Source organism: Candidatus Pelagibacter sp. PS_28, from assembly GCF_059417885.1.
Window position 1 is genome coordinate 605,232 of sequence record NZ_CM182070.1, and the last position, 26,678, is coordinate 631,909.

General features: G+C 28.6%; 26 protein-coding genes and 3 tRNA genes. 8 read left to right on the plus strand and 21 right to left on the minus strand.

Features of this window, described 5'->3' with window-relative positions; translation table 11 throughout:
- Positions 1-2: 2 nt before the first annotated feature.
- Positions 3-284 carry an ETC complex I subunit gene (locus AC5SMR_RS03310; protein WP_006996913.1) on the minus strand — a complete coding sequence of 94 codons (282 nt, stop codon included), beginning with the start codon at positions 282-284 and terminating at the stop codon, positions 3-5.
- Between the two features lie 4 nt (positions 285-288).
- Positions 289-365 (minus strand) — tRNA-Pro (locus AC5SMR_RS03315).
- 93 nt (positions 366-458) lie between these two features.
- Here AC5SMR_RS03315 and AC5SMR_RS03320 point away from each other — a divergent pair.
- Genes AC5SMR_RS03320 through AC5SMR_RS03330 form a run of 3 tightly spaced genes read left to right on the plus strand, consistent with a single transcriptional unit; the run spans position 459 to position 2,706 of the window.
- Positions 459-971: a zinc-ribbon domain-containing protein gene (locus AC5SMR_RS03320; RefSeq protein ID WP_494577356.1), complete on the plus strand. Its 513-nt coding sequence runs from the start codon at positions 459-461 to the stop codon at positions 969-971.
- A 4-nt stretch (positions 972-975) separates the two neighbouring features.
- Entirely contained in the window at positions 976-2,148 is a 1,173-nt protein-coding gene (nhaA, locus tag AC5SMR_RS03325; protein WP_494577357.1) for a Na+/H+ antiporter NhaA, read from the plus strand.
- Between the two features lie 3 nt (positions 2,149-2,151).
- Positions 2,152-2,706 carry a glutathione peroxidase gene (locus AC5SMR_RS03330; RefSeq protein ID WP_494577358.1) on the plus strand — a complete coding sequence of 185 codons (555 nt, stop codon included), beginning with the start codon at positions 2,152-2,154 and terminating at the stop codon, positions 2,704-2,706.
- Here AC5SMR_RS03330 and AC5SMR_RS03335 read toward each other — a convergent pair.
- From AC5SMR_RS03335 to rarD, 9 genes are read right to left on the minus strand one after another with little or no spacing between them, the layout of a single operon-like run.
- Complete coding sequence (locus AC5SMR_RS03335) at positions 2,695-3,474, minus strand: MBL fold metallo-hydrolase (protein ID WP_494577359.1); 780 nt, start codon at positions 3,472-3,474, stop codon at positions 2,695-2,697. The two genes, AC5SMR_RS03330 and AC5SMR_RS03335, sit on opposite strands and share 12 nt — an antisense overlap.
- On the minus strand, positions 3,474-4,238 hold the full coding sequence (locus AC5SMR_RS03340) for a TatD family hydrolase (protein ID WP_494577360.1): 765 nt from the start codon (positions 4,236-4,238) through the stop codon (positions 3,474-3,476). The genes AC5SMR_RS03335 and AC5SMR_RS03340 overlap by 1 nt, the downstream gene beginning before the upstream one ends.
- Complete coding sequence (gene metG, locus AC5SMR_RS03345) at positions 4,231-5,772, minus strand: methionine--tRNA ligase (RefSeq protein ID WP_494577361.1); 1,542 nt, start codon at positions 5,770-5,772, stop codon at positions 4,231-4,233. The genes AC5SMR_RS03340 and metG overlap by 8 nt, the downstream gene beginning before the upstream one ends.
- Complete coding sequence (locus AC5SMR_RS03350) at positions 5,773-6,705, minus strand: DNA polymerase III delta subunit-related protein (RefSeq protein ID WP_494577362.1); 933 nt, start codon at positions 6,703-6,705, stop codon at positions 5,773-5,775.
- Positions 6,706-6,709: 4 nt separating this feature from the next.
- Positions 6,710-7,321, minus strand: coding sequence for a dTMP kinase (tmk, locus tag AC5SMR_RS03355; protein WP_494577363.1), 612 nt, complete (start codon positions 7,319-7,321; stop codon positions 6,710-6,712).
- A complete protein-coding gene (locus tag AC5SMR_RS03360; RefSeq protein WP_494577364.1) occupies positions 7,314-8,465 on the minus strand; it encodes a D-alanyl-D-alanine carboxypeptidase family protein in 1,152 nt (383 codons plus the stop codon). Before AC5SMR_RS03360 ends, tmk begins: the two co-directional genes overlap by 8 nt.
- The gene (locus AC5SMR_RS03365) at positions 8,458-9,216 is read right to left on the minus strand and encodes a hypothetical protein (RefSeq protein WP_494577365.1); all 759 of its coding nucleotides are present in this window, start codon (positions 9,214-9,216) and stop codon (positions 8,458-8,460) included. The genes AC5SMR_RS03360 and AC5SMR_RS03365 overlap by 8 nt, the downstream gene beginning before the upstream one ends.
- The gene (locus AC5SMR_RS03370) at positions 9,206-10,207 is read right to left on the minus strand and encodes a lytic murein transglycosylase (RefSeq protein ID WP_494577366.1); all 1,002 of its coding nucleotides are present in this window, start codon (positions 10,205-10,207) and stop codon (positions 9,206-9,208) included. The genes AC5SMR_RS03365 and AC5SMR_RS03370 overlap by 11 nt, the downstream gene beginning before the upstream one ends.
- The gene (gene rarD, locus AC5SMR_RS03375) at positions 10,194-11,075 is read right to left on the minus strand and encodes an EamA family transporter RarD (RefSeq protein WP_494577367.1); all 882 of its coding nucleotides are present in this window, start codon (positions 11,073-11,075) and stop codon (positions 10,194-10,196) included. Before rarD ends, AC5SMR_RS03370 begins: the two co-directional genes overlap by 14 nt.
- 92 nt (positions 11,076-11,167) lie before the next feature.
- Here rarD and AC5SMR_RS03380 point away from each other — a divergent pair.
- Positions 11,168-11,257, plus strand: a tRNA-Ser gene (locus AC5SMR_RS03380).
- Here the strand turns inward: AC5SMR_RS03380 and AC5SMR_RS03385 are convergent.
- On the minus strand, positions 11,258-11,524 hold the full coding sequence (locus tag AC5SMR_RS03385; RefSeq protein WP_018414115.1) for a succinate dehydrogenase assembly factor 2: 267 nt from the start codon (positions 11,522-11,524) through the stop codon (positions 11,258-11,260).
- Between the two features lie 24 nt (positions 11,525-11,548).
- Here AC5SMR_RS03385 and AC5SMR_RS03390 point away from each other — a divergent pair, with 24 nt between their 5' ends.
- Positions 11,549-13,600: an ATP-dependent DNA helicase RecG gene (locus AC5SMR_RS03390; protein WP_494577368.1), complete on the plus strand. Its 2,052-nt coding sequence runs from the start codon at positions 11,549-11,551 to the stop codon at positions 13,598-13,600.
- Here AC5SMR_RS03390 and AC5SMR_RS03395 read toward each other — a convergent pair.
- Positions 13,597-14,211, minus strand: a complete 615-nt coding sequence (locus tag AC5SMR_RS03395; RefSeq protein ID WP_494577369.1) for a DUF502 domain-containing protein — start codon at positions 14,209-14,211, stop codon at positions 13,597-13,599. The genes AC5SMR_RS03390 and AC5SMR_RS03395 overlap by 4 nt on opposite strands.
- A gap of 123 nt (positions 14,212-14,334) precedes the next feature.
- Here AC5SMR_RS03395 and AC5SMR_RS03400 point away from each other — a divergent pair, with 123 nt between their 5' ends.
- A complete protein-coding gene (locus tag AC5SMR_RS03400) occupies positions 14,335-15,162 on the plus strand; it encodes a M48 family metallopeptidase (protein ID WP_494577370.1) in 828 nt (275 codons plus the stop codon).
- A gap of 20 nt (positions 15,163-15,182) precedes the next feature.
- Here AC5SMR_RS03400 and AC5SMR_RS03405 read toward each other — a convergent pair.
- The 6 genes from AC5SMR_RS03405 to ssb form a co-directional block, all read right to left on the minus strand.
- A tRNA-Lys gene (locus tag AC5SMR_RS03405) sits at positions 15,183-15,258 on the minus strand.
- 199 nt (positions 15,259-15,457) lie between these two features.
- Entirely contained in the window at positions 15,458-16,570 is a 1,113-nt protein-coding gene (gene tgt / locus AC5SMR_RS03410) for a tRNA guanosine(34) transglycosylase Tgt (protein ID WP_494577371.1), read from the minus strand.
- Positions 16,571-16,588: 18 nt separating this feature from the next.
- The gene (locus AC5SMR_RS03415) at positions 16,589-17,143 is read right to left on the minus strand and encodes a peptidylprolyl isomerase (protein WP_494577372.1); all 555 of its coding nucleotides are present in this window, start codon (positions 17,141-17,143) and stop codon (positions 16,589-16,591) included.
- The gene (gene coaD / locus AC5SMR_RS03420) at positions 17,136-17,630 is read right to left on the minus strand and encodes a pantetheine-phosphate adenylyltransferase (protein ID WP_011282085.1); all 495 of its coding nucleotides are present in this window, start codon (positions 17,628-17,630) and stop codon (positions 17,136-17,138) included. Before coaD ends, AC5SMR_RS03415 begins: the two co-directional genes overlap by 8 nt.
- Positions 17,630-20,179 (minus strand): DNA gyrase subunit A, encoded by a 2,550-nt coding sequence (gene gyrA, locus AC5SMR_RS03425; RefSeq protein ID WP_271486805.1) that lies wholly within the window; start codon positions 20,177-20,179, stop codon positions 17,630-17,632. The genes coaD and gyrA overlap by 1 nt, the downstream gene beginning before the upstream one ends.
- 5 nt (positions 20,180-20,184) lie before the next feature.
- On the minus strand, positions 20,185-20,643 hold the full coding sequence (ssb, locus tag AC5SMR_RS03430; protein ID WP_494577373.1) for a single-stranded DNA-binding protein: 459 nt from the start codon (positions 20,641-20,643) through the stop codon (positions 20,185-20,187).
- A gap of 90 nt (positions 20,644-20,733) precedes the next feature.
- Between ssb and uvrA the strand changes: the two genes are divergently transcribed.
- On the plus strand, positions 20,734-23,613 hold the full coding sequence (gene uvrA / locus AC5SMR_RS03435; RefSeq protein WP_494577374.1) for an excinuclease ABC subunit UvrA: 2,880 nt from the start codon (positions 20,734-20,736) through the stop codon (positions 23,611-23,613).
- A gap of 27 nt (positions 23,614-23,640) precedes the next feature.
- Positions 23,641-24,234, plus strand: coding sequence for a urate hydroxylase PuuD (locus tag AC5SMR_RS03440; RefSeq protein ID WP_020169407.1), 594 nt, complete (start codon positions 23,641-23,643; stop codon positions 24,232-24,234).
- 2 nt (positions 24,235-24,236) lie between these two features.
- Here AC5SMR_RS03440 and secF read toward each other — a convergent pair whose 3' ends face one another.
- Together secF and secD are read right to left on the minus strand one after the other, a co-directional pair.
- A complete protein-coding gene (gene secF / locus AC5SMR_RS03445) occupies positions 24,237-25,124 on the minus strand; it encodes a protein translocase subunit SecF (protein ID WP_020169406.1) in 888 nt (295 codons plus the stop codon).
- The gene (gene secD / locus AC5SMR_RS03450; protein WP_494577375.1) at positions 25,124-26,677 is read right to left on the minus strand and encodes a protein translocase subunit SecD; all 1,554 of its coding nucleotides are present in this window, start codon (positions 26,675-26,677) and stop codon (positions 25,124-25,126) included. The genes secF and secD overlap by 1 nt, the downstream gene beginning before the upstream one ends.
- Between the last annotated feature and the right edge of the window lies 1 nt (position 26,678).

The window sequence follows — 26,678 nt, forward strand, 5'->3', positions numbered from 1 at the left end:
TATTATTTTAAAAAATTATCTGCGTAAGATTTTTTAACAGTTTTTCTTTTTTGAGGTTCAATGATTTCAAAGTCAATTTTATTTTTTTTTGCATATTCTATTGCTAATTCTTTAGAAGAAAATTCTAAATTTAATTCTGAAAGAGTATTAGAGTTAGTTTCCCAACCCATTAAGGGATTAATTCCTGTATCTTCAGTTTCAAATTCAATTAACCATTTGTCTGATTTACCTAAGCCAGACTGCATTGAATTTTTAGTGGGTATATAAATCTTTGCTTTTTTCATAAAATGGTCGGGGCGGCAGGATTTGAACCTGCGACCCTCTGGTCCCAAACCAGATGCGCTACCAGGCTGCGCTACGCCCCGATTGAGGTACTAATACATTAGATATTGATAATTTCAAAGAATAAAGAACATCAAAAATAAGGCTTTTTTACAAGAATCAGATATACATCATTTATGATCATCACTTGCAATAATTGTAATAAAAAATTCGATGTAGACTCGAGTTTAATTCCCGACATGGGTCGTTTATTGCAGTGTGCTAGCTGTGATCATAAATGGTTTTTTAAAAAAGCAGTTCCTGAAAACCCAGTAAGTTCAATTGATGAAGATATTGCTAATGATAATGCTAATATTTTTGAACAAAATAATTCACCGATCATTGATGTAGAAAGTGTATCAGATGCGTCTAATGACGAAGTAGAAGTTAACTTAGAAGAAAAAAATAAAGAAAAAATTGAGATAAATAAAGGTGAAAGCAAACAAGTAAATACACAGCCAAAAAAACAAAAAAATTTTAAAATATTAAATATTTTTGTTGTATCAATTATTTCATTCGTAGCTTTTATAATTATTGTGGACACGTTTAAATATCCTATTGGGAAAATTGTCCCAAATGTCGAATTTATACTTTATAATTTGTATGAAAGTATTAAAGATATCTCATTATTTATTAGAGATTTAATATAAAATTATGATTAAAAATCTTTCAAAACCTTTTAAATGGTTTTTTCAATTAGAAGCGGCAAGTGGTCTTGTATTGTTAATTGCAGCAATTATTGCTCTGGTAATAAGCAATTCTAGTTTAAGTAATTTATATTTTGATACATTAAATCAATATCTATTTATAGGTATTAATGATTTCGGTTTAAAACTTTCCGTACATCACTGGATTAATGACTTGTTAATGGCAATTTTCTTTTTCTTTGTAACACTAGAAATAAAACGAGAGTTCATTCAAGGTGAGCTTTCTAATTTAAAAAAAGCATTGCTGCCAATTATAGGAGCTGTTGGAGGAATGGTGGTCCCTGCTCTAGTCTATGTTTTTATAAACCTTGGTAATTCTGAAACATTAAATGGTTGGGCAATTCCATCTGCTACAGACATAGCATTTTCATTGGGAATTTTATCCTTACTTGGTTCAAGAGTTCCAATTTCTTTAAAAGTTTTTTTAACGGCTCTTGCTATAATCGATGATCTTGGTGCAATATTAATTATAGCTTTTTTCTACTCAGGTGACTTAAGCATAAGCTATTTAAGTTTAATCTTAATTTCATATATTTTACTACTTACTTTAAATAAATTTGGTGTTAAAAAGTTTATTCCCTATTTAATAATTGGTGCCTTTATGTGGTTCTTCACATATAAGTCTGGAATTCACGCAACAATAGCAGGTGTTCTATTAGCTTCAACCATACCTCACAGAATTAAAGAAAAAGATTTCTCTTTATTAATTAAATTAGAACATGCAATCAGTCCTTATGTTGCTTTTATGATAATGCCTATATTTGCATTTGCTAATGCAGGCGTGTCTTTGGAGGGGCTATCATTAACTTCATTATTAGAACCTGTTCCATTAGGTATTCTTTTGGGGTTATTCGTGGGTAAACAAGTTGGGGTTATGCTTGTTTCTTTCATTGCTGTTAAATTTGGTGTGGCACAAATGCCAGATAAGTCTAGCTGGTTAAGCTTATACGGAGTTTCAATATTAACAGGAGTTGGTTTTACTATGAGCTTGTTTGTTGGAAACTTAGCCTTTGCCGAAAATATTCAATATATTGATGGAGTAAAAATTGGTGTTCTTGCTGGATCTTTATTGTCTACTGTATTCGGATATTTTATATTGTTGTATGCATCTAAAAAGTAAACCATGGTTTATAAAAATAATTTATTAATTTTATTAATTCTATCTATGTTTACATTTTTTGAAAAAGTTGATGCTAAATACGAAAAGCTATTTTTTGATCATTCGATAAAAGATATAAATAATGAAACTATTGATTTAAATCAATACAAAGGAAAAACTATACTTTTGGTAAATGTTGCTAGTAAGTGTGGATTTACCAAGCAATATACAGGTCTGCAAGAACTTTATGAAAAGTATAAAGACAGAGGCTTCTATGTAATTGGCGTTCCGTCAAATCAATTTGGTGGTCAAGAACCAGGTACTAATTCAGAAATTAAAGATTTTTGTGAAACTAATTTTAATATTACTTTTCCAATAACAGACAAGACTGATGTTAAAGGTAATAATGCACATGACTTATATAAATGGGCAAAAAAAAATTATGGTAATTCTACAGTTCCTAAGTGGAACTTTCATAAGATTTTAATTAATAAAGAAGGAAAAATACAGGACACGTTCAATTCTTTTATTACACCAATGTCAGACAAGATAACAAAACAAATAGATTTAATTCTTTAAACTAACGGTCAAACCATCAAAACCAGGAATAATATTTTTGGGTAATTTTTTCTTAAGTTTTACATAATCTAAATCGCTATGCATATTTGTTAATATAGTTTTTTTAGGAGTAAGGATTTTAACTATTTCTAAAACTTGATCTAAATTGAAATGGGCTGAATGATTACGGTACCACAGACAATCAATAATCAAATATTCTAAATTTTTTAATTTTTTGTAATCTTTTTTAAAGAATAGGCTAATATCACTTGCATAGGCTAATTTATTATTAATTAGATAGCAAATACTTTTAATCTTACCGTGTTGAACGGTTATTGATTCAATTTTAATTTTTTTATCTTTATTTATAAATTCATGTTTTTTTTTAAGGCTATTAATATTCAAAGTTGATGGATAACCATAGGATGATTTAAAACAATATTTAAAAGTTGAAAACAAATATTTCTTAGTATTGGGATCTGCATAGACTGGAATTTGTTTCTTGTTTATCAAAAAAAATGGTCGAAGGTCATTAATACCATGTGTCTGGTCAGCATGAAGATGGGTATAAAAAACTTTATTAATAGATTTAATCTTATTTTTTAGAAGTTGTGACCTCAAATCTGGCGATGTATCTATTAAAATATTTTGATCGTTAAATTTAATTAGAGCAGAACACCTTGTTCTAAAATTCTTTTTATTTCTTAAATCACAATCTCCAGAATATCCATCTGCTCTAGGTACACCCATTGAGCTACCACTACCCAAAATAATAAATTTAAGAGACATTATAGATTAAAAAGTTTATTAAAATTTTGAGTAGTTAAATCGGACATTTCTTGATCAGTTTTTTCTTTTAAAATAGATAATTTTTCTAAAGTATATTTAATAAAACTTGGTTCATTTTTTTTCCCTCTCATTGGTATGGGCGCTAAAAATGGACTATCTGTTTCAACAAGCAGTTTATCTAAGGGAATGTTTTTAAAAGTTTCCTGAAGTTCTAAACTATTTTTAAAAGTAATTATTCCGCTTGCTGAAAAAAAGGCATTTAATTCTATTAATTTATTTGCAAAATTTAACGAACCAGTAAAACAGTGCATTAAAATTTTAAGTTTTTCTGATTTATATGATTTTAAAATTTCATATGTTTCATTCTCTGCATTTCTAGAATGTATGATAATAGGCATATTAAGCTCTATAGAAGCCTCTATATGAGCTTTAAAACTATCAATTTGCCTTTCTTTATTACTATGATTATAAAAAAAATCTAAGCCTGTTTCACCAATACCAATAATTCGTTCATTTTGATTTACTTGACTTGTTATATAATTTTTATCAATTAAATGACTTTTCTCAGTTTCATGAGGGTGAATACCAAAAGTTCCATAAATCATTGGGTCGGTTTTAATAATTTTTTTTATCCTATCAAAACTTTCAGGTGTAGTGCATATGGTTAATAATTTTGAGATTCCGACTTCTTTAGATCTTTTTACAACTTCATTTAAATTTTCAAGTAAAGGTTCATGATCTAAATGACAATGAGAATCAATCATTTTTCTTTTCAATTTTTTTAAACAAAATATCTATTTTGTTGATTGGTTTTCCAGATATTAGATAGTCATGTTTTGCGATAGATTCTAAATTAATTGCATCAATATTTAAATCAAAAATCTTTAAGGCTTTTTCTATTGAGCTTGGAATTATTGGATAAAGCATAAATGAAATTTTTCTAATCATTTCTAAAGATGTATAGACAATGGTATTTAATCTATCTTTATCATCTTTTTTTTTCCAAGGCTCTTGATCGTTAAAATACTTATTTGCTTCAAATAAAGCGCTAACAATGAAATTAATATAATAATTAATATTTTGATTATCAATTTCAGTTCTTATTAGATCTAAATTATCAGTAAATTTATTTAGCATCACTAAATCTTCATCATTAAATTTTGTATTATCTGGTACTAATGAAGAGCAATTCTTCTCAGCAAATGCAGTCACTCTTTGACATAGATTGCCATAATTATTAGCCAAATCACTATTGATGCAATCCTCTAATCTATCTTGTGAAATATTACCATCATTTCCAAATGAAACTTCTTTAATCAAATAATATCTTAATGGGTCAAGTCCATAAATTTCGATAATATCTAAGGGATCAAGAATATTTCCTTTTGATTTTGACATTTTTTCATCACCAGATAAAATCCAGCCATGACCATATACTTTTTTAGGTAAAGGTATTTTTGCAGCCATTAAAAATGCTGGCCAATACACAGAGTGAAATCTTAATATATCCTTACCTATTAAATGAACAGATGCAGGCCAAAATTTTTTAAACAGCTCATCATTTGTGTCTGGGTAGTTTAAAGCACTTATATAATTGGTTAGTGCATCAAGCCAAACATAAATTACATGATCTTGACTATTAGGAACCTTGATGCCCCAAGAGAATGCTTTACGGCTTATGGATAAGTCTTTTAACCCACCTTTTACAAAACTAATTACTTCATTTTTTCTGGATTTTGGTGAAATAAAGTCTGGGTTTTTTTCATAATAATTTAGTAGTTTATCTTGCCACTTAGATAATCTAAAAAAATAAGACTCTTCTTCTATCCATTCGACCAGAGAACCAGATGAAATGGCGATTTTAACATTTTCTTTTTCAATAATTTCTTCATTACTGTAATAAGCTTCATCAGAAACAGAATACCAACCAGAGTATTTTGATAAATAAATATCGTCATTTTTTTCAAGTTCATTCCATAGATGTTGAACTGTTTTTTTGTGTCTTTCTTCGGTAGTTCTAATGAAATCAGTATTAGATAAATTTAATGTTTTTGAAAGATCTCTAAACGTTTGACTAATTTCATCACAAAAAGTTTGGGGATCAATTTTTTTTCTCTCTGCTGCTCGTTGTATTTTTAAACCATGCTCATCAGTACCTGTTAAAAAATGAACATTGAACCCGTCTATACGTTTAAATCTTGCAAAAAAATCAGCAACAATACTTGAGTATGCATGACCCATGTGAGGTCTTGCAGAAGGGTAATAGATTGGTGTAGTGATATAGTAATTTTTATCCATTTATAACAATTTTGATTTAAATTCTAAAAATAAACTTTCTTCATCTAGATTAAATTTTTCCGTATCATAAATTTTTTTTATAAATTTTTGATAAAAATTAATTAATGTAACCTTCGAATTTGTTATCAGATATTTTTTCAAAAAGAATAACTCGATTAGATTTATTAATAAAATTTTGACAGGTTTATTTTTCTTATAATGATTATTTTCTATTATCGATCTTATAAAGCTTGAAATAGAGTGACTTTTTAAATTAATTGATTTTTCTTCAGCAAAATTAAACAAACTAATGATTTCACCAGGTGAATTATAAAAACTTAGTAAGTCATAATTAATAAAATCAAGTACATTTTTATCCAGTATTAAATTTGAAATACTTAAGGACTCATTAAATGTAAAATTAATCTTGAATGTTAAACATCTTGATTTTAGTGTGGGTAGTATATTTTTTTCACTATTATTTATTAAGATAAAAAAAACATTTTCATTTGGTTCTTCAATAATTTTAAGTAATGCGTTGACAGAATTCTTATTTAGATTTTCAACGTTATCTATTAAAATAAATCTTGCCATATTATTAAATGTTGATTTATTTGTGTAACTAATCATTTCACGTATTTGACCTACATCAATGCTTTTTTTTTCTGTTAATAAATCTATTAAATAGAAATTTGGATGGGAGTTATTTTGCAAAAGTTTATAGGATTTATTGTCCTTATTGATGCAAAAATTTTCTAAATTATATTTATAATCCTCATTTTCGGATAAAATATAGTTGATTAAATGATAGGCTAATGTTGATTTTCCTGAACCTTTTTTTCCAGACAGTAAAATTTTATTAGGCAATTTTTTGAGCTTATATAGTCCACTTAATTCATGAAAAAAATTTTCCATACCATAAATTTTAGTGTTTTCAGATGGTTTTAAATTCATAAATCTAAATTAAGTCGTTAATTTTATTTAATATTATATTTTCATTAAGATCTATATCTAGATTTGAATTTATTCTAATATATTTTTTAGGATTTTTTTTTAATATCTTTATAAAACCATTTTGTACTTTTTCATAAAATTTACTGTTAAATTTATCATATCTGTTAAGCTTTTTTCTTAGTTTAAGCCTTTTTTTCATATTTGATAAATTTACTGTATTTAAAAAAGTAAAATCAATTTTAATATTTTTTAAAAGGTGATTGTTAATATTTTGTATAAACTTAAGGTTTACACCCATACCATAATGTTGGTAGGCAATAGTTGAATCTGAAAACCTATCTATCAATATTATTTTTTTACCAACGTTTTTTCTTATAATTTCTATATTTTCACTTCTTGCCGAAAGATAAAGTAGTAAATCAGTTTCTTTATTAAATGTAGATTTGTTATTAAGAATAAGATTTCTTATTTTTTCTGAATTTGCACTGCCACCAGGTTCTCTAATTTGAATAAATTTAATTTTTTTACGTGCTAAGTATTTAGCAACATTTTTAATATGATGAGATTTACCTGTCCCCTCTATACCTTCAAAAACAATTATTGGTTTTTTAGACATCGCCCCAAATTAAAAAATTAATTGATTTCATTAACCGTGAAAAAACATTTAATTTCTTAACATCTTCATAAGCAAGTAGATCATATTCCTCGATAAGTTCACCATCAAAGATTAGCTTTAATTTTCCTAAGATATCATCTTTTTTAATTGGTGCTTGAATTGGACCATTATAATTCAATGATACCTTCAATAGTCTTTTTTTTGCTTTAGGAATAGTTTTGTAGATATCATTTTTTATATAGGTTTTAACAGTATCCTTTTTACCCAACCAAACATCAATGTCTTCTATTGGTGTGTTTGCTTTTGTAATTTCAACCAGGTCAAAATTAGTTAAACCCCATGTTAAAAGTTTGGCACTTTCGCGAGATCTATCATTTTTAGTATTGAAGCCACTACCTACAGCTATTAGTCGTCTACCATTTCTTTCAACAGATGATGCCAGTGAATATTTTTCAACAGCTAAATAACCAGTTTTAATTCCATCTGCCTCAAGGCTTTTATATAATAACGGATTTCTATTACCTTGAGTAATGGGATCACCCCCTGTTCTATCCCAAGTAAATTCTTTTTCTGCAAAATACTTATATTCTTCAGGAAACTCTTTAATAAGATAATTAGACATAAGCATAATATCTCTTACAGTTGATAGGTTTTCAGTATCATTAATTCCTGATGAGTTAGCAAAATTAGTATTATTCATTCCTATTTCTTTAGCTTTAGCTGTCATCATCACTGCAAATTCATCCTCTGTTCCAGCTATACCTTCTGCTAACGCAACACATGCGTCATTACCAGATGCAACAATTATTCCCCTAAGTAAATTTTCCACACTAACTTCATCACCAACCATTATAAACATAGATGAATAGCCAGCTGATGAAAGTCTCCAGGCATTCTCTGATACTAAAAATTTTTCATCTAAACTTAGATCACCACTTCTAATTAAATCAAACGCAATAATGGCTGTCATAATTTTTGTCATTGATGCAGGGTAAATTGATTTATCGGCATCTTTTTCAAATAATATTTCACCAGAAAGATAATCTTGTAATATTGCTGTTCTCGCCTTTACATCAAATGCAGCATTAGCATTAGCTGTTAGTAATAGCGTCAATATAATTGTTATAAGTCTTAATTTAATCATTTTTTATAATCTCAATATTTTCAAATTCAAGTATGCTTATATCATTAAATGATTTTTGTAGAGAGTTAATGTTATTAAAAGGACCTACATATACTCTATATTTTTTTTCATTAATTTTTTTGATTTTGACATTTTTAATCATGGTTTCTTTTACGATTCTATCGACTAGCAAAGATGCTGTATTATTAAAATAAAAATCGGCTATTTTTATTTCATAAGAAAACTTTTTACTTAATTCATTTTTAGTATTTGTTTGTTTAGTGTTAAGATCACTAATATTAATATTGTTAACTGGTGCTTTGTTAGCAACTTTTTTTTCTTCTTCAAATGTTTTTGCTCTTTTTGCAACAAATATTGCATCTTCTAGAACTTCTAAAATCTCTACATAAGGTTCATTTTCATTCAAACCAATTTCATCTGCTATTCTCAATGATAATACTGCATTATTAAATAAAGGATAATCAGCATTACTACCAACAGTGCCTATAATTGATTTGTTATTTAAAATATTAGTAATTTTAACAATTGTATTTTTTTTTAAATTTTTTTGAAAAATAACTAAGCTTCGTTCATCAATTTTTTTGGAAATAACCTTATCATAATAAAACTTATCATTATAAATAAGGCTAAATCCTTTATTTATAAATGGATTTTCCAATGAATTAAGATTTTTATTTTTGGTTGAGGTAGTTGCTGTACAGTTATTTAATAAAATTAAACAGCATAGAGTTAATAGTTTTTTATAAAGCATTTTCAAACTTTTCTTTTAATGTGCATACTGCGAGACTGAATCTTAAAGATCTATTCCATTGTAGTATTTTTTCATAATTATCAAAAACAATGTAGGCCGGATCTAAGTTTTGTGCATCTGGTATTATATCTTTGTCTGGCGTTATTATTGATGCAATCAAATTTTCATTAATAGAATTAAAACTATCTTGATTAATTATATATTTCTTTAAAAGCTTAAATTTAATTTTATTGTGAAGTTTTTTTGCAGATATATTTAATATATTGTTAGGTATATTTTCTTTTAATTTTACTTTAATGAAACAAGGTTGGTTTTTTTTCCATCCTATTTTATTTATGTAGTTTGCTGCAGATGCAAATGAATCTTTAGTTGATTTAAGCTCAATAATATTATTTTTATCATAGTCTATTGCATAGTTGTCTATTGTTGATGGCATAAATTGAAAAAAACCAAAGGCACCTGCCCATGATCCATATAAAATGTTATGGTCTATTTTCCCCTCATCTATTAATTGAAGAATAGTAATTAATTCTTTGGTAAAGAAATCAGATCTACGTTGATCATAACTTAAAGTTGCAAGTGATGATAATATATCCATTTTTCCAACATAAGTTCCAAAATTAGTCTCTATTCCCATTAATGCTAAAAGTAACTCTTTCTCAACAGAAAATTTATTATCTACCGAATTTATGAAATCTTTATTTAATTCATAAAGTTTAATGCCCGCACTTACTTTTTGTTTAGAAGTTCTTTTGGATATGTAAGTTTTAGTATCTTCATAAAACTCAGGTTGAAAACGGTCATATTTTATTACATCAGGTAAAAATACAACATCAGACATTGCTAAATTGAATGTCTTTTCTGAAATTTTTTTTTCTAAAGCATAGGCTTTGAAATTAACCAACCACTCCTTAAATTCTTTTTCATTGGCATTTAGTGTTCCGTGAATAAATGTGAAAAATATAACTATAAGATATTTAATTATGTTCATATAAATCTTTTAAATAAATAATTACAGCAATCCATATTAAAATGAAACTTAATGATTTATCGAAAGAAAAAGCCTCATCATAATAAAAAAAGCCCAATAAAAATTGAAATGTTGGGGTTATGTAGAAAATCATTCCAGTGGGTCCAAGGCCACACAACTCAACACCTCTTACATATAGAAATAGAGGTATAACAGTCATTGGTCCAGCTAACATTAGTATAAACATTAATGAAGGCTCATTAATACTAAAAATATTTAAATTATTTTTAAAAAGTAAAAAAAAAGCAAATAACGCAAATGGTAATATAAAAAGACTTTCTATTAAAAGTCCAACATCGGTATCGACATTTACTTTTTTTCTAAGAAGATTGTAAAAACCCCAACTTAGAGCTACAATTATTCCAACCCATGGTATTGAATGAAAACTTTTAAACAAAAGAAATGATATAGACAGCAAAACAAGAAGTATGGAAAGACCTCTTCTTTTATTAATTTTTTCACCATAAAAGATATATCCTAGAAATACGCTTAAGATTGGCATAATAAAATAACCAAAGCTTGCATCGATAATTTTTTCTGTGCCCACTGCATAAATCCAGGTTGCCCAATTTATAAAAATTAGTAAGCTTGAAAAAAATAAATAAATTATATTTCTTTTATTTTTTATAATTTCAAAAAAAATATCCCATTTAGAAAAATAAAAAGTAGTTATTATTAAAGCTACAGATGTCCACACACAACGATGGATCACTACCTCTATAGATCCTGCAAATGAAATATATTTGAAGTAAATAACACCAATAACACCCCACCAAAAAGAACCTAGTGCAGTTAATCCTATACCTGTATTGAATTTTTGCTTTTCCACAGTAATAAATTTATACCTATTAAACGATTATCTGTTTAATTTATCAATTTTATTGTTGAATTAAAAATTTATAATAATAAAACGTTGCTAACGGAGAGATGGCAGAGTGGTTGAATGCACCGGTCTTGAAAACCGGCAAAGGGGCAACTCTTTCCTGAGTTCGAATCTCAGTCTCTCCGCCACTATTCACTTGCATAATTATAATTTTTAAACATCTCTGAAACCTTGTTTAATTCAATTTGAATTGTTGGATTTTGACCTTGATTAAATTTATAAAGATTCTCATCATCAAAGTCTAACAAATCACACAAAAGGGTTAGCTCTTGTTCATTAAACTGATCAATATATTTTTTAGTAAATGAACCTAACAATTTATCCATTTCTTTAGTGCCTCTATAGTTAGCTCTATAAGTTATTTTATTTTTTAAATCCTTTATATTAATGGTCATAATATTTAATATATTACAACTAATATGAAAAATAAGAATAATTATGATTATTTATTAGCTGATCTAACAAAATTAAATGGTGTGGGTAAAAAAACCATGGAAATTTTGAAGAAAAAAAAAATAAATAATATTTTTGACTTGCTCTGGAGACTGCCTAAATCATATACAGACAGAACGCTCGTTAGTAAAGTTTGCGATCTTCAAATAGGTGTAATCCAAACTATCAGGATTGTTCCATTAAAATATCAATTTCCAAGAGTTAGAAACTTACCTAATAGAGTTAATTGTATTGATGAAACTGGAAAGATTGATTGTATATTTTTTAATAGTCATGAAGGATATGTAAGAAAAATTTTACCACTAAATGAAGAAGTGACAATTAGTGGGAAGATAGGCAATTATAAAGGACGATATCAAATAACAAATCCCACATATATTTCACAAGACAGTTCATTAATTGAAAATATTGATAATAAATACTCATTAACAGAAGGTATTACTGAAAAAACCTATAATAAAATTATAAATCAAATTTTAAAAAACATACCTATTTTACAAGAGTGGCACGATAAAGATATTCTAAAAATTTTTAATAATGAAAGTTGGAATGAATCTATAATAAAGTTACATGATCCAAAAAATATTGAAAATTATAAATCCGACTTTTATAAAAGACTTGCTTATGATGAAATATTAGCATCTTTTTTAGTTAATTCAGAAATTCGAAAAAAAATTAAGAAAATTAAAAAAATTTCTAAAAACTTCAGTGAAAAAGCTCATAAGAATATAGTTAATAAATTAAACTTTACACTTACCAATGATCAAAAAAATTCATTGGATGATATTAATAAGGATCTAAATTCTAAAAGTAAAATGTTTAGACTTTTACAAGGTGACGTTGGGAGTGGTAAAACTATTGTCGCATTAATTTCTTCGTTGAATGTCATTAGTTCAGGGTTCCAAGTTGCATTAATGGCTCCTACTGAAATATTGGCAAGACAGCATTATACTTTAGCAAAAAAACTATTTCCTGAAGATATAAAAATTGAATTACTTTCTAGTAAGAGTGAAAATAGTGAAAAAAAGAGAATTATAAAAAACTTGGAAAACAATGAAATTCAAATGGTATTTGGCACGCATGCAATTTTTCAAAAAAAAATAATTTTTGCAAACCTTGGTTATATTATAATTGATGAACAGCACAAATTCGGTGTTAGACAAAGAAAACTTTTATCAGATAAAGGGGGTGATAATTGTGATGTTCTTTTAATGTCAGCGACACCAATTCCGAGAACTCTAACGATGTCAGTTTATGGTGATATGGATGTTTCTATTATTAAAGAAAAACCAAGTAATAGAAAAGAAGTTAAAACTTATAGTAAATTAGAAAGTAAAATAGATGATGTTATCAACTTTGTAAAAAAAGAAATAAAAGAAGGAAACCAAATCTTCTGGGTGTGTCCTTTGATAGAGGAGTCAAAAAAATTAGATCACCAATCATCAGTTACGAAATATAAATTTCTTAATGAAATTTTCCCAAATAAAGTTGCACTATTACATGGGAAAATTGAAAATGAAGAGAAGGAGGAAATATTAAATAAATTTCTTAATAAAAAATATTCAATTTTAGTTTCAACGACAATTATAGAAGTTGGTATTGACTTTCCTAATGCTAATGTAATCATAATAGAAAATGCCAACAAATTTGGATTATCTCAGTTACATCAATTAAGAGGAAGAGTTGGACGTGGAACAAAACAAGCAAGCTGTATATTGATGTTTAAGTCAAATTTAAGCGTGAATGCTAAAAAAAGAATTAATATTTTAAAAAACTCTAATGATGGTTTTGAAATTTCAGAAGAAGATATGAAGTTAAGAGGTTTTGGTGATTTACTTGGTTTTAAGCAAAGTGGAATTAAAAATTTTAGGTTAGCAGACCCCATTCAAAATGAAGATTTATTTTTAATGGCAGAGAAACAAATTAAAAAGATAGAATTAGAAAATACTGATATTAAAAAATATAAAGCTTTACTCAAGTTATATGATCAAGCAGATATAATTAATGATATGGTTTAACTTTTAGGCTTAGAGGTTCCAGCTGAGACTATAAATTTTGATGCTTCTTCAAATGTCATATCTAAATAGATCAAATCATCTTTCGGTATCATTAATAAAAACCCACTTGTTGGGTTTGGAGTTGTTGGAACAAAAACATTAACTAAGTTAATATTTGTTTTGGCTTTAATTTCACCTGAATTTTCTTTCGTAGCAAAACCTACGGCCCAAGATCCTTTTCTTGGATACTCAACTAGTACAACACTTTTTTTATTACCTTCTTGCTCCCGAAAAGAATCTGTCATTTGTCCAATGGCAGAGTAGATTGTTCTTAATATTGGCATTCTTTTAAACAAATCATCAATTATTTGTAAAAATTTTTTACCTATAAAAGTTAAAGAAAGGCCACCAACAACTGTAATAAAAAGAATTGTTAAAATTATTTCAATACCTGGTATCGCATAAGGAAGATAAGTATTAGGATTTAGACCTGATGGTACTAATTTAGTAGAAAAATTAATTAAAAATTTACTTAAATAAAGAGTAAAACCAATTGGAATTAAAACAATTACACCAGTAAAAAAATAGTTCCTTAATCTTAAAGCAGATGATTTTTTCTTCTTAATAGACATAAAAATTTAATGATAGCTAGAATAAATTACAAAAGATACAGCTATAACAAAAAGCACAACCAAGATTTTATTGTTTAAATTCATAAAAGTATATATTTATATGATTATCAAAATTTTAATAAAATGAATAGAAGAAAATTTTTAAATTATATTGGATGTGGATGTTCGGGCTTAATGCTCGGTGCTTGTTCTACGGCTCCAATAACAGACAGAAGACAATTGAAAATTATACCTGAATCAAAATTAAATGCTCAGGCAGCTCAAATTTTTGAAAAAGTTAAAGAAAAAGAAAAAATGAGTAATGACACTAAAACACTCAATGAAATTAAAGATATTGGAAAAAGAATGGAAGACGCTATATCTGAGTATTTTTATAGAGCAGGTCAAAATGATCCAACTGTTAATTTTGATTGGGAGTATATTTTAATAGATAACAAAAAAGTAAAAAATGCTTGGTGCATGCCAGGTGGTAAAATAGCCGTGTACACAGGAATACTTGATGTTACAAAAAATACAAACGGTCTTGCCTCAGTTATGGGTCATGAGATTGCACATGCTGTTGCTAAACATTCAGTTGAAAGAGCCAGTAGAAGTGCACTTTTACAAACTGGAACTTCTTTGATCGATATTTTTTCAGGTGGAAAGTTAGGGCAAATCAATCAAGCTACAGGCATGAACACCGTAGGTCTATTATCGCAAATAGGAATAATGAATCCTTTCTCAAGGACTCAAGAAAGTGAAGCTGATTACCTGGGAATGATTTTTGCATCTTTATCTGGCTTTGATATAAGGGAAACTAAAAAGTTATGGGAAAGGATGAAGGCAGAAAATAAAGGCAAAGAACCACCTCAATTTATGAGCACCCACCCATCATCCTCAAAAAGAATAAAAGATTTATCAGAATGGGAAAATAGTGTCATTTTAGACTATCCACCGATTATAATTAGCTAATATTTAAAAGATTTTTTTAGTGGTGAGCCCTGATGGACTCGAACCATCGACCCATTCCTTAAAAGGGAATTGCTCTACCAACTGAGCTAAGGGCCCACATATAAATTATTAAAGTTGAGATAAAAGTTTTTTTTATTTAATTTTAAAAAAAAACTTTTGGTGAAGTCTTCTTTAAAATTTTTAAATTTCTTTACACTTAAAAATTTAAACAATAAAAAAATATCTAACTTAAATAATTTTTATTACCAAAAAGCAATTATTTATTCCATAACATCGGAAATTGCAAATATTTAAATTACAACTTATCAATGTATTCATCATGAAATTTATCAAATGTTCCTTTTTTAATATTTTCTCTAATAGATGACATTAATTCTTGATAAAAGTTGATGTTATGTAGGGTTAAAAGTGTCGAACCTAGGATTTCATTTGTATTGAAAAGATGATTTAAATAGTTTTTTGAATACTTATTAAGACTTAAATTTGAACAATCAGGATCAAGTGGTTCATTGTCATTTTTATATTTATTATTTTTGATATTCATACGGCCATTCCATGTAAAAGCTAAACCAGTTCTTCCAGATCTGGTAGGCATTACACAATCAAACATATCAACACCTCTCTTAACGGCTCCAAGAATATCAGCAGGGGTTCCAACCCCCATTAAATACCTAGGTTTGTCATCTGGCATAATATTTTTTAAATCATCTAAAACATTAAACATTTCATTTTGACTTTCTCCTACAGCAAGTCCTCCAATCGCATATCCATCAAAGCCAATTTTAATTAACTCATTAAGAGATTTTGTTCTTAGATCTTTGAATAAACCACCCTGGACTATTCCAAATAAAGCTTTATGCGGATTTAATCCAAAAGCTATTTTAGATCTTTCAGCCCAATAAATGGATAGTTCCATAGATTTGTTAATTACTTTAAAGTCAGTAGTTTTCTTAGGACACTCATCCATAATCATAACAATATCCGAATCTAAACCTTTTTGAACTCTTATGCTTTCTTCTGGACTTAATATAAATTTTTTACCATCTACATGAGAGTTAAATATTGCACCCTTTTCTCTGTCTACTTTGTTTAATTTAGAAAGAGACATAACTTGAAACCCGCCAGAATCTGTAAGTATGGGAAGCTTACAATTCATAAATTTATGTAGACCACCAGCAGAAATAATTCTATCAACACCTGGTCTGATCATTAAATGATAGGTATTTGATAAAATTATTTCAGACCCAGTTTTAACAATATCATCAATTAAACATGCTTTAACTGTAGCTTGTGTTCCAACAGGCATGAAAGCAGGTGTTTGAATATTGCCTCTATGAGTTTCGATTACTCCAACTCTAGCAAATTTATCGCTCTCTAAGACATTAAATTTGAAATTCTTTAACGCCATGAAATTTGTGAACTAAAATTATTTAAAGCTAATGATCTTATCTGGGTTAGAAACAGAACCGTTATTGTTTTGATCTCCTCTTTTGATTTTATCAACAAGATCCATGCCTTCAATAACTTTACCAAATACCGTATATTGTCTATCTAAAAAAGACGCCTCTTTAAAACATATAAAAAATTGGCTGTTTGCACTATTTGGATCTTGTGATCTAGCCATAGATAGCGTTCCTCTTTCATGAGGTAAATCACTAAATTCCTCTTTAAGATCAGGTAAATCAGAGCCACCCATTCCAGCTCTTCTTAAATCAAATTGATCATTAGAAGAGTTACCAAACTGAACATCACCAGTTTGCGCCATAAAGCCATCAATTACTCTGTGAAATACAACACCATCGTATTTACCATCTTTTGCTAATTGCTTAATTCTTTTGACATGATTAGGTGCCACATCTTCAAAAAGTTCTATTTTAACGTCTCCATCTTTAAGCTTTAAAATCATAATATTCTCCTCTGCGATTGTGTTGTTGGTTAGTATAAATAATAAAATTAAAAATTTTGTTATAAGTTTATTCATATTTTTCTTTTAAAGATTTTATTGTACTTTTTGTAGTAAATTTTTTGATATCACCTTTTAGTCTAACTATTTCTTTAACAAATCTTGATGAAATGATTTGATTTTCAACATCAGACATTAAAAAAATTGTTTCTATATTATTGTTCAATTTTCTATTCATTCCAGCTAGTTGAAATTCATATTCGAAATCAGATACTGCTCTTAAACCTCTTAAAATAATATTAGATTTATATTTTTTGCATAAATCAGTTGTCAATGATGTAAATGAAATAACTTCAATCTTCTTTTTATCAAACTTTAAATCAACAAATAAGGCTTTTTTAATTAATTGTACTCTTTCAAGTGAATTGAAAAGATAATTTTTATTAGCGCCATCAGAAGCAGCAATAATAACTTTATCAAATAATTTTAAAGCTTTATTTATAACATCAATATGACCAAAAGTAATTGGGTCAAATGTTCCAGGATATACGGCAACTTTTTTCATTACTCCAAGTTATCATCAATTTTTATTGCTGAAACAACTTTTTCATCACCAGATAATTTGATAATTCTTACACCTTGAGTATTTCTTCCCGCTGTTCTGATTTCTTTAACGGCAACTCTAATCACTCTACCTTTATTTGTTGAAATCATCACATCATCTCCCTCTATAACAGGAAATGACGAACATATACTGCCATTTCTAGGTGAGTTAACAATTCCAATTATGCCTTTACCACCTCTATTGGTAACTCTATATTCATTGTTTAAAGTTTTTTTGCCGTATCCATTTTCTGTAATTGATAAAACAAACCTTCCATCAGATTTAGTATCTTTTTTTATTTTTTCTTTATTTGTTATTGAAAGAGAAACAATCTCATCATTAGGAGATAGCTCTATACCCTTTATACCTTTTGAGGATCTACCCTTAAATATTCTTAGTTTTTTTGATTCAAATCTAATGCATTTACCATTTTTTGTACTTAGCATTACATCTTGATCATCTTTACAAATTTCAACTCCTACGATTTTATCATTGGGATCTAATTTTATTGCAATTTTTCCAGCTGAATTAATGGAAGAAAAGTCTTCTAGACTGTTTTTTCTAACCTTGCCCTTTGCAGTTGCAAAAACAATTTGAAGATTTTTCGTATCACTTTCATCATCAGGGAATGGCATAATTGAACTGATTGATTGATGATTTTTTAAAGGTAAGATATTAAATAGAGATTTACCTTTTGATGTAGTTGATCCCTCAGGTATCTTCCAAGCTTTAATTTTGTAGACAAGTCCTTCTGTCGAAAAGAAAAGAACAGAAGTGTGTGTGTTAACTGATAAAGTTTGTACTACAGAATCTTCATCTCTCGTTGTAATCCCAGATTTACCCTTGCCACCTCTTTTTTGTTGTTTAACGCTGCTTAATGCTCCTCTTTTAATATATCCCTGAAGTGTAACTGTAATAATAACAGACTCTTTTTGAATAGTTTCTTCAATATCATAGTTTAAAATAGCATCTATAATTTTAGTTCTTCGTGGTACAGCAAATTTTTCTTTAATAGTTTTAAGCTCTTCACTTATTACGTTTAAAAGTTCTTTTTTGGAATTAATTATTTTCTTATATCCCTTAATTAAATCAGCTAATTTTTTAATTTCGACTTCTATTTCATTAATACCAAGAGCTGTAAGTTTTTGAAGTCTAAGTTCTAAAATAGCAATTACTTGAGGGTCAGATAATGAGTATAAATTTTTCCCCTTCTTATCTTCGACAAGTGAAATTAACTTTAAAGATTTATTAATTTTCCACTTAGTGTTTAATAATGATTTTTTAGCATCATCAGGAGTTTTTGAAGACCGTATAATTTTTATAATCTTATCTAAATTCTCAACAGATACAGATAACCCAATCAAAATATGAGCTCTGTCCTCTGCTTTTTTTAAGTCAAATTTAGTTTTCTTAATAACAACATCTTCACGAAACGTTAAAAAATTTGTTAAAAACTCTTTTAAATTACATATTTTAGGTTTGCCATCAACGATTGCTAAAGTATTAAAACCAAAAGAACTTTCTATCGAAGTATTTTTATAAAGTAATCGCTTAATAGTTTCTGGCTCAACACCATTTCTTAAATCAATTGCTACTCTAATCCCTTCTCTATTAGACTCATCCCTAATATCTTTTATTCCTTCAATTTTTTTCTCTCTAACAAGTTGGGCAATTCTTTCATTTAAAACTGATTTATTTACTTGATAAGGTACAGAAGTAATAACTAATCTTTCTCTACCATTTTTTTGTGCTTCAACACTTATTTCACCTCTAATTTTAAATGACCCACGACCTACATTATATCCTGCCTTAATAATTTCTTTCCCAATGATGACACCACCTGTAGGAAAATCAGGACCTGGAATGTGTTTCATTAATTCTTTAATCTTAATATCTTTATTTTCAATTAAGGCTAATGTTCCATCAATGATTTCACCTAAATTATGTGGAGGTATGCTTGTTGCCATTCCAACTGCTATACCACCAGCTCCATTAACCAATAAATTGGGATATTGAGCGGGTAAAACTGATGGTTCTTTTTCTGTTTCATCGTAGTTACTCTTGTATTCGATGGTATCCTTTTCAATATCGTCTATTAAGTATTGCGAAACTTTAGCTAATCTAGTCTCAGTATACCTCATAGCCGCAGCTGGATCTCCATCAATAGATCCAAAGTTACCTTGGCCCTGAACAAGAGGTAAACTCATAGAAAAATCCTGAACCATTCTAACTAGAGCATCATAAACAGACTGATCTCCATGTGGGTGATATTTACCAATAACATCTCCAACTATTCTTGCAGATTTTCTAAATTGTTTTGACCAATCGTAACCACCTTTATACATGGCAAATAATATTCTTCTATGAACAGGTTTAAGTCCGTCCCTAACATCAGGAAGAGCTCTACTCACAATTACACTCATCGCATATGACAAATACGATGAACTCATCTCATCATGCATTGAGATAAGTTTAATATTTTTATCTTTAGGTATTTCTGTGTCTTTCATAGAAACTAAAATGGAATTTCGTCATCCATATCATTTGAAGTTTGTGGACTATCTTCAAAATTATTAGCAGGTGCTTGTGAGTTATCATTTTGGATTCCACCACCTGTATTTCCTCCACCTAACATTGTTAGTGAAGAGTTATATCCTTGAATTACAATTTCTGTAGAATATTTGTCTTGTCCAGATTGTTCATCTTTCCATTTTCTAGTAGTTATTTGTCCTTCAACATAAATTTGAGCTCCTTTTTTTAAATATTGCTGCACAACATTTACTAACCCATCATTGAATACAACTATTCGGTGCCACTCCGTTTTTTCTTTTTTTTCACCTGTTGTCTTGTCTTTCCATGATTGACTTGTTGCTAAACTCAATCTTGCAACGCTTTTGCCGTTTACCATTTGTTTAATTTCAGGGTCTGCGCCTAAACGCCCAATTAATAATACTTTATTTAAACTTCCAGCCATAATATTTTATAAGTGTTTATTTATTTATTTAGTTTTTATATCACAATATAAACTCAATATTAATTTTATTAATTTAAAGCAACTAAAATTATGATCAAAAAGATAGTTATCAAGGGTGCAAAGGAGCATAATTTAAAGAATGTTTCTGTAGAAATACCCAAAGATCAATTTGTTGTTATTACTGGACTTTCCGGTTCTGGAAAATCTTCATTAGCGTTTGACACTATCTATGCAGAGGGACAAAGAAGATATGTTGAAAGTTTATCTGCTTATGCTCGTCAATTTTTAGATAAAATGAAAAAACCTAACGTTGATCTTATTGAAGGATTGAGTCCAGCAATAGCTATTGAACAAAAAAACACATCAAAGAACCCAAGATCAACTGTTGCTACAGTTACAGAAATTTATGATTATATGCGTGTGCTCTATGCGAGAGCTGGTGTGCCCTATTCACCCTTTACTGGAAAACCAATAACATCACAAACAATTACACAGATTGTCGATTTAATAAAAAAACTTCCCAAAAAATCTACAATTTATATATATGCGCCAGTGGTCCGTGGCCGTAAAGGTGAATATAGAAAAGATATTTTAAGCTATAAAAGAAGAGGCTTTAGAAAAATTAAAATTGATGAGATTCTTTATGACATAGATAAAGCACCTGAATTAGATAAAAAACTTAAGCATGATATATCTGTTTTAATTGACAGAATTGTTTTGAACTCAAATCTAGGAAATCGTTTAGCTGAAAGTATTGAAACAGCTGTAAATTTATCAAATGGTCTTGTATTTGTTGAGTACGAAGACGAAACTTTACCTCAAAAATTTAGAAAAATTGAAAAATTAATTTACTCAACAAAATTTGCATGTCCAGAAAGTGGTTTTACAATCGAAGAAATTGAACCAAGACTTTTTTCTTTTAATAGTCCATATGGGGCTTGTGCTGAATGTGAGGGTATTGGGATTAAATTAAATGTAGATCCAAATTTAGTAGTTCCTGATGAAAAAAAAAGTATAGCTGATGGTGCTATAGAACCGTGGGCTAAATCAACCACACTATATTATGCTCAAACATTAGCCTCTATTGCTAAGCACTATGGATTTTCTTTAGATGAAAAATGGAAAAAATTACCCAAAAAATTTAAAGATGTGATTTTATTTGGATCAGACGAAGAAGAAATAAAATTTGTCTATGATGATGGATATGAAAAATACTCTCATAAAAAAACTTTTGAAGGTGTCATAAACAATCTTGAAAGAAGATTTCTTGAATCTGACAGTGAGTGGAAGAGAGAAGCTATAGCAGAATATCAATCAGACTCTGCATGTGAAGGTTGTAATGGTAATAGACTAAAAGAGGAAGCTTTATGTGTTAAAATTGATAATCAAAATATAAGCGATGTTACAAAAAAATCTATTTTAGATGCTGCTAACTGGTTTAAAGGGTTGGAACAAAATCTTGATAAAAGACAATTTAAAATAGCAGAACATATCTTAAAAGAAATTAATGAGAGGTTAACGTTTCTTTTAAATGTTGGACTTGAGTACTTAACTTTATCAAGAGAGTCAGGGACTCTTTCCGGTGGAGAGGCACAAAGAATTAGGCTTGCTTCACAAATTGGTTCAGGATTGACAGGAGTATTATATGTTCTTGACGAACCTTCTATAGGTTTGCACCAAAAAGATAATGTTAAACTAATTAATGCATTGAAAAGACTAAGAGATCTTGGAAACACAGTAATCGTTGTTGAGCATGACACTGAAACTATGGAAAATGCTGACCACATAATAGATTTAGGACCAGAAGCTGGTACTAACGGTGGTGAGATCATTGCACAAGGAACTTATAACGAGATACTTAAAAATAAAAATAGTATCACTGGTCAATACCTATCTCATAAAAAATATATAGAAATTCCAAGAACTAGAAGACTTGCTAAGAATGGTAGATTTGTAGAAATTAATGGAGCTAGTGGAAATAATTTGAATAACGTTAATCTTAAAATTCCAACAGGAAGCTTTACATGCGTGACTGGAGTTTCTGGCAGTGGTAAATCTACATTAATATTGCAAACATTATATCATGCATTAAATTTAACCTTAAATAACAAAGCTAGAAAAGTTCCAAAAGCGTTTAAAGGTTATAAGGGTGTTGAGCTTATAGATAAGATAATTGATATAGATCAATCACCAATTGGGAGAACACCAAGATCAAATCCAGCAACCTATACTGGAGCCTTTGGGCCTATTAGAGATTGGTTTACGGCACTACCTGAGTCAAAAACAAGAGGATATAAACCTGGAAGATTTTCATTTAATGTTAAAGGTGGAAGATGTGAAGCTTGTGAGGGCGATGGAGTAATTACATACGAGATGCATTTTTTACCTGATGTTTATATACAATGTGATGAATGTAAGGGAACTAGGTATAATAGAGAAACTCTTGAAATAAAGTTTAAGGATAAAAGTATAGCCGATGTATTAAATATGTCTGTTGATGAAGGATGTGAATACTTTGAAAATATTTCAAATATAAAAACCAAACTATTAACATTAAAAAAAGTTGGACTTGGTTATATAAAGATTGGACAACAGGCTACAACATTATCTGGTGGAGAGGCTCAGCGTATTAAGTTGGCCAAGGAACTATCGAAAAGATCTACAGGAAGAACTATGTATATTTTAGATGAACCAACTACTGGACTTCACCAACATGATATTAAAAAATTATTAGAAATACTACATACGTTTGTGGCTCTAGGAAATACTGTTGTTGTTATTGAGCATAATTTAGATGTAATTAAAACAGCTGATTATATTGTTGATATGGGTCCTGAGGGTGGTGTCAAAGGAGGAAATATTATCGCAGAAGGCAAACCTGAGGATATTATAAAAATAAAAGGTAGTTATACTGGGGAATTCTTAAAACCTATGCTGGAAGAAAAATTTAAAAAGAAGTTAAAGATTTAAAAAATTAGTGTATAAGTGATTCTAATTATGGGTAATTTACTATCATCTCTTCCAAAGACAATTCATGCATCATTAGCTTTAGCTATTATCCTTTTTCTAGGATTATTTTATGGTAATGGTGGTTTTGATTTTGATACAATTTTTTGGAGTTGGTTAACAAGATTTATTCACGTAACGGTTGCTATTATGTGGATTGGACTTCTTTGGTATTTTAACTTTGTTCAAATTCCAAACATGCCTAAAATTCCTGACGAACAAAAACCTGCTATAGGTAAAGTTATTGCGCCAGCAGCTTTGTTTTATTTTAGATGGGCAGCTTTACTAACAGTATTGTCTGGATTGATTTTAGCTTATTTAAATGGTTATTTACATGATGCTATGACTTTAGGTGGTGGTGGAAAAAGTACAGCTATTGGTATTGGAATGTGGCTTGGCTTATACATGGCTTTTAATGTTTGGTTTATAATTTGGCCAAATCAAAAAAGAGCACTAGGTATTGTTGAGTGCGAACCTGATGTTAAAGCAAAATCAGCAAGGACAGCAATGTTGTTTTCAAGAACAAATACTCTTTTATCGTTACCAATGTTACTTTCAATGGTAGCAGCTCAAAATCTTTATTAGATCTATTCTGTATCTTCTTTTAGGATTGTTTTTTGGGAAACTCTAAGTTTCACAAGTATAGGATTAGCTATATAAATTGAAGAATAAGTTCCAAATACAACACCCATTATCATAGCTAGAGAAAAACCTTTTAATATTTCTCCACCAAATAAATAAATTGAAACTAAAGCAAGCAATGTTGTGGCTGATGTAATTATAGTTCTAGAAAGTGTTTCATTGATTGAGATATTTGTAAGTTCATAAATCTTGATATCAGAAAACTTTCTTAAATTTTCTCTAACTCTGTCATAAATGACAACAGTATCGTTCATTGAATAACCAACTATAGTTAAAACGGCGGCAACTATTGATAGATTTATTTCCAAACTAAATAATGAAAAAAGACCAAGTGTTATAATGACATCATGAAATAGAGCTAAAATAGCACCTAAGCTAAATTGCCATTCAAATCTTATCCATATGTAAAATAACATTGCAGCTAGAGACAATGCAATTGCAATAATACCAGACTTTAATAATTCAGAACTAACTTTTGGACCTACATTTTCAACTCTTCTGAAATTAAAAGAACTCCCCAATGAAGATGTTAAATCTTTTTTTATAACTTCTATAGCGTTTGCACTTGTATCTTTTTTCTCTATTTTTATTAAAAAATCATTTTCATTGCCAAATTTTTTAATATTAAAATCTCCTAAATTCATTTTGTTAAAAGATTGCCTTAAAGAAGTAACGTTAATATTTTTATCGTTAGACCTTAGTTCTATTAAAGTTCCACCTTTAAAATCTACGCCAAAATTAAGTCCTTTAAAAAATAATAATAGAACAGATGCAACAACTAAACTTAAAGAGATTAGATTAAATAGTTTATAAAATTTATTAAAATTAATCATTATATTAGTTCAGTCTTTTCTTTATTTCTTACGACATAAAGACCCGTAAGCATTCTTGCAATAAAATAAACTGAAAACAGTGTTGTAAAAATTCCTACAGCTAAAGTCACAGAGAAACCTTTAACAGGTCCAGAGCCCATAAAGAATAAGATTACAGCTGCAATTAATGTGGTTATATTTGCGTCTATAATTGCAGTTTTTGATTTCACATAACCTGTATCAAAAGCTATAATATTATTTTTTTCTTTCTTGCATTCTTCTTTAATTCTTTCAAAAATTAATACGTTAGCGTCAACTGCCATACCAACCGTTAAAATGATACCTGCTATTCCAGGAAGTGTTAATGTTGCTTCAAATAAAGTTAAAATACCGACTAAAAAAAATAAGTTAATTAATAGTGTTATGTTAGCAATTAGACCAAAAATTCTATATTTAACAAACATAAAAATTATCACTAATAAGAAACCAATCATAAGGGCTATAACTCCTGCATTAATTGAATCTTGACCAAGGTCAGGTCCAACTGTTCTTTCTTCAATAATGTTAAGTGGAGCTGGTAACGCTCCTGATCTTAGAAGTAATGCCAAGTCTGTTGCAGATTGAAATGTAAAATTTCCACTGATCTGACCATTTCCACTTGCTATAGTATCTCTTATTACTGGAGCACTAACAATTTTACCATCTAAAACTATTGCTAATTGTTTGCCAATTCCTGTACTGGTTGCTTTACCAAATCTTTTTGCCCCCACTCTATCAAGTGTAAATGATACTACTGTTTCGTTGGTTTGATTATTCATTTGTGGTTGAGCATCCAATAAATTCTCACCATTTAAGATTATTCTTTTGCTAACCATTGCTTCGCTAGTTCCATCTTCAAATTGAAGCATTTCAGTACCAAAAGTGTCATTATTATTTTGAGTTACAAATCTAAATGTTAAATTTGCAGTTTTTCCTAAAAGTGACTTGATACGCATGGGATCATCAAGACCAGGAAGCTCAACTAGAATTCTATTATTACCTCTTTTCAGTATATTAGGTTCATTTGTACCAACTTCATCAACTCTTCTTCTAACTATTTCTATAGCTTGATCTTGTGAAGATGTTTTAATTTCAACAAGTCCATATTTTGATAGAGTTAGCGTAAATTCATTATTTTGAATATTTACATCAAACTGATGTGATTTATATTGAAAATAATAAGGGTTAATATCACTTTCTTTATCAAGAAAAAAAGATTGAACCAACTCAATATTATCATTGGGTATAATGAATATTATTTTTTTATCTTCAATTCTTAGATCATTAAAAGATATTTTCTTATCTTTTAAAAAATTTCTAATAACAGTTGTTGTATTTTGTAATTTTTGAATTTCAACGGGTTCATTATCAATTTCAAGCAAAAGATATGATCCGCCTTGTAAATCTAAACCTAGATTTATCTTTTTAGAAATAAAACTGTCTTCAGGGTTTTGAAAATTTGATGCAGCGATAAAAATAAAAAAAATTGATACTAAGGAAACTAAGATAATTCTTAATTTAGAAAAGTATAACACT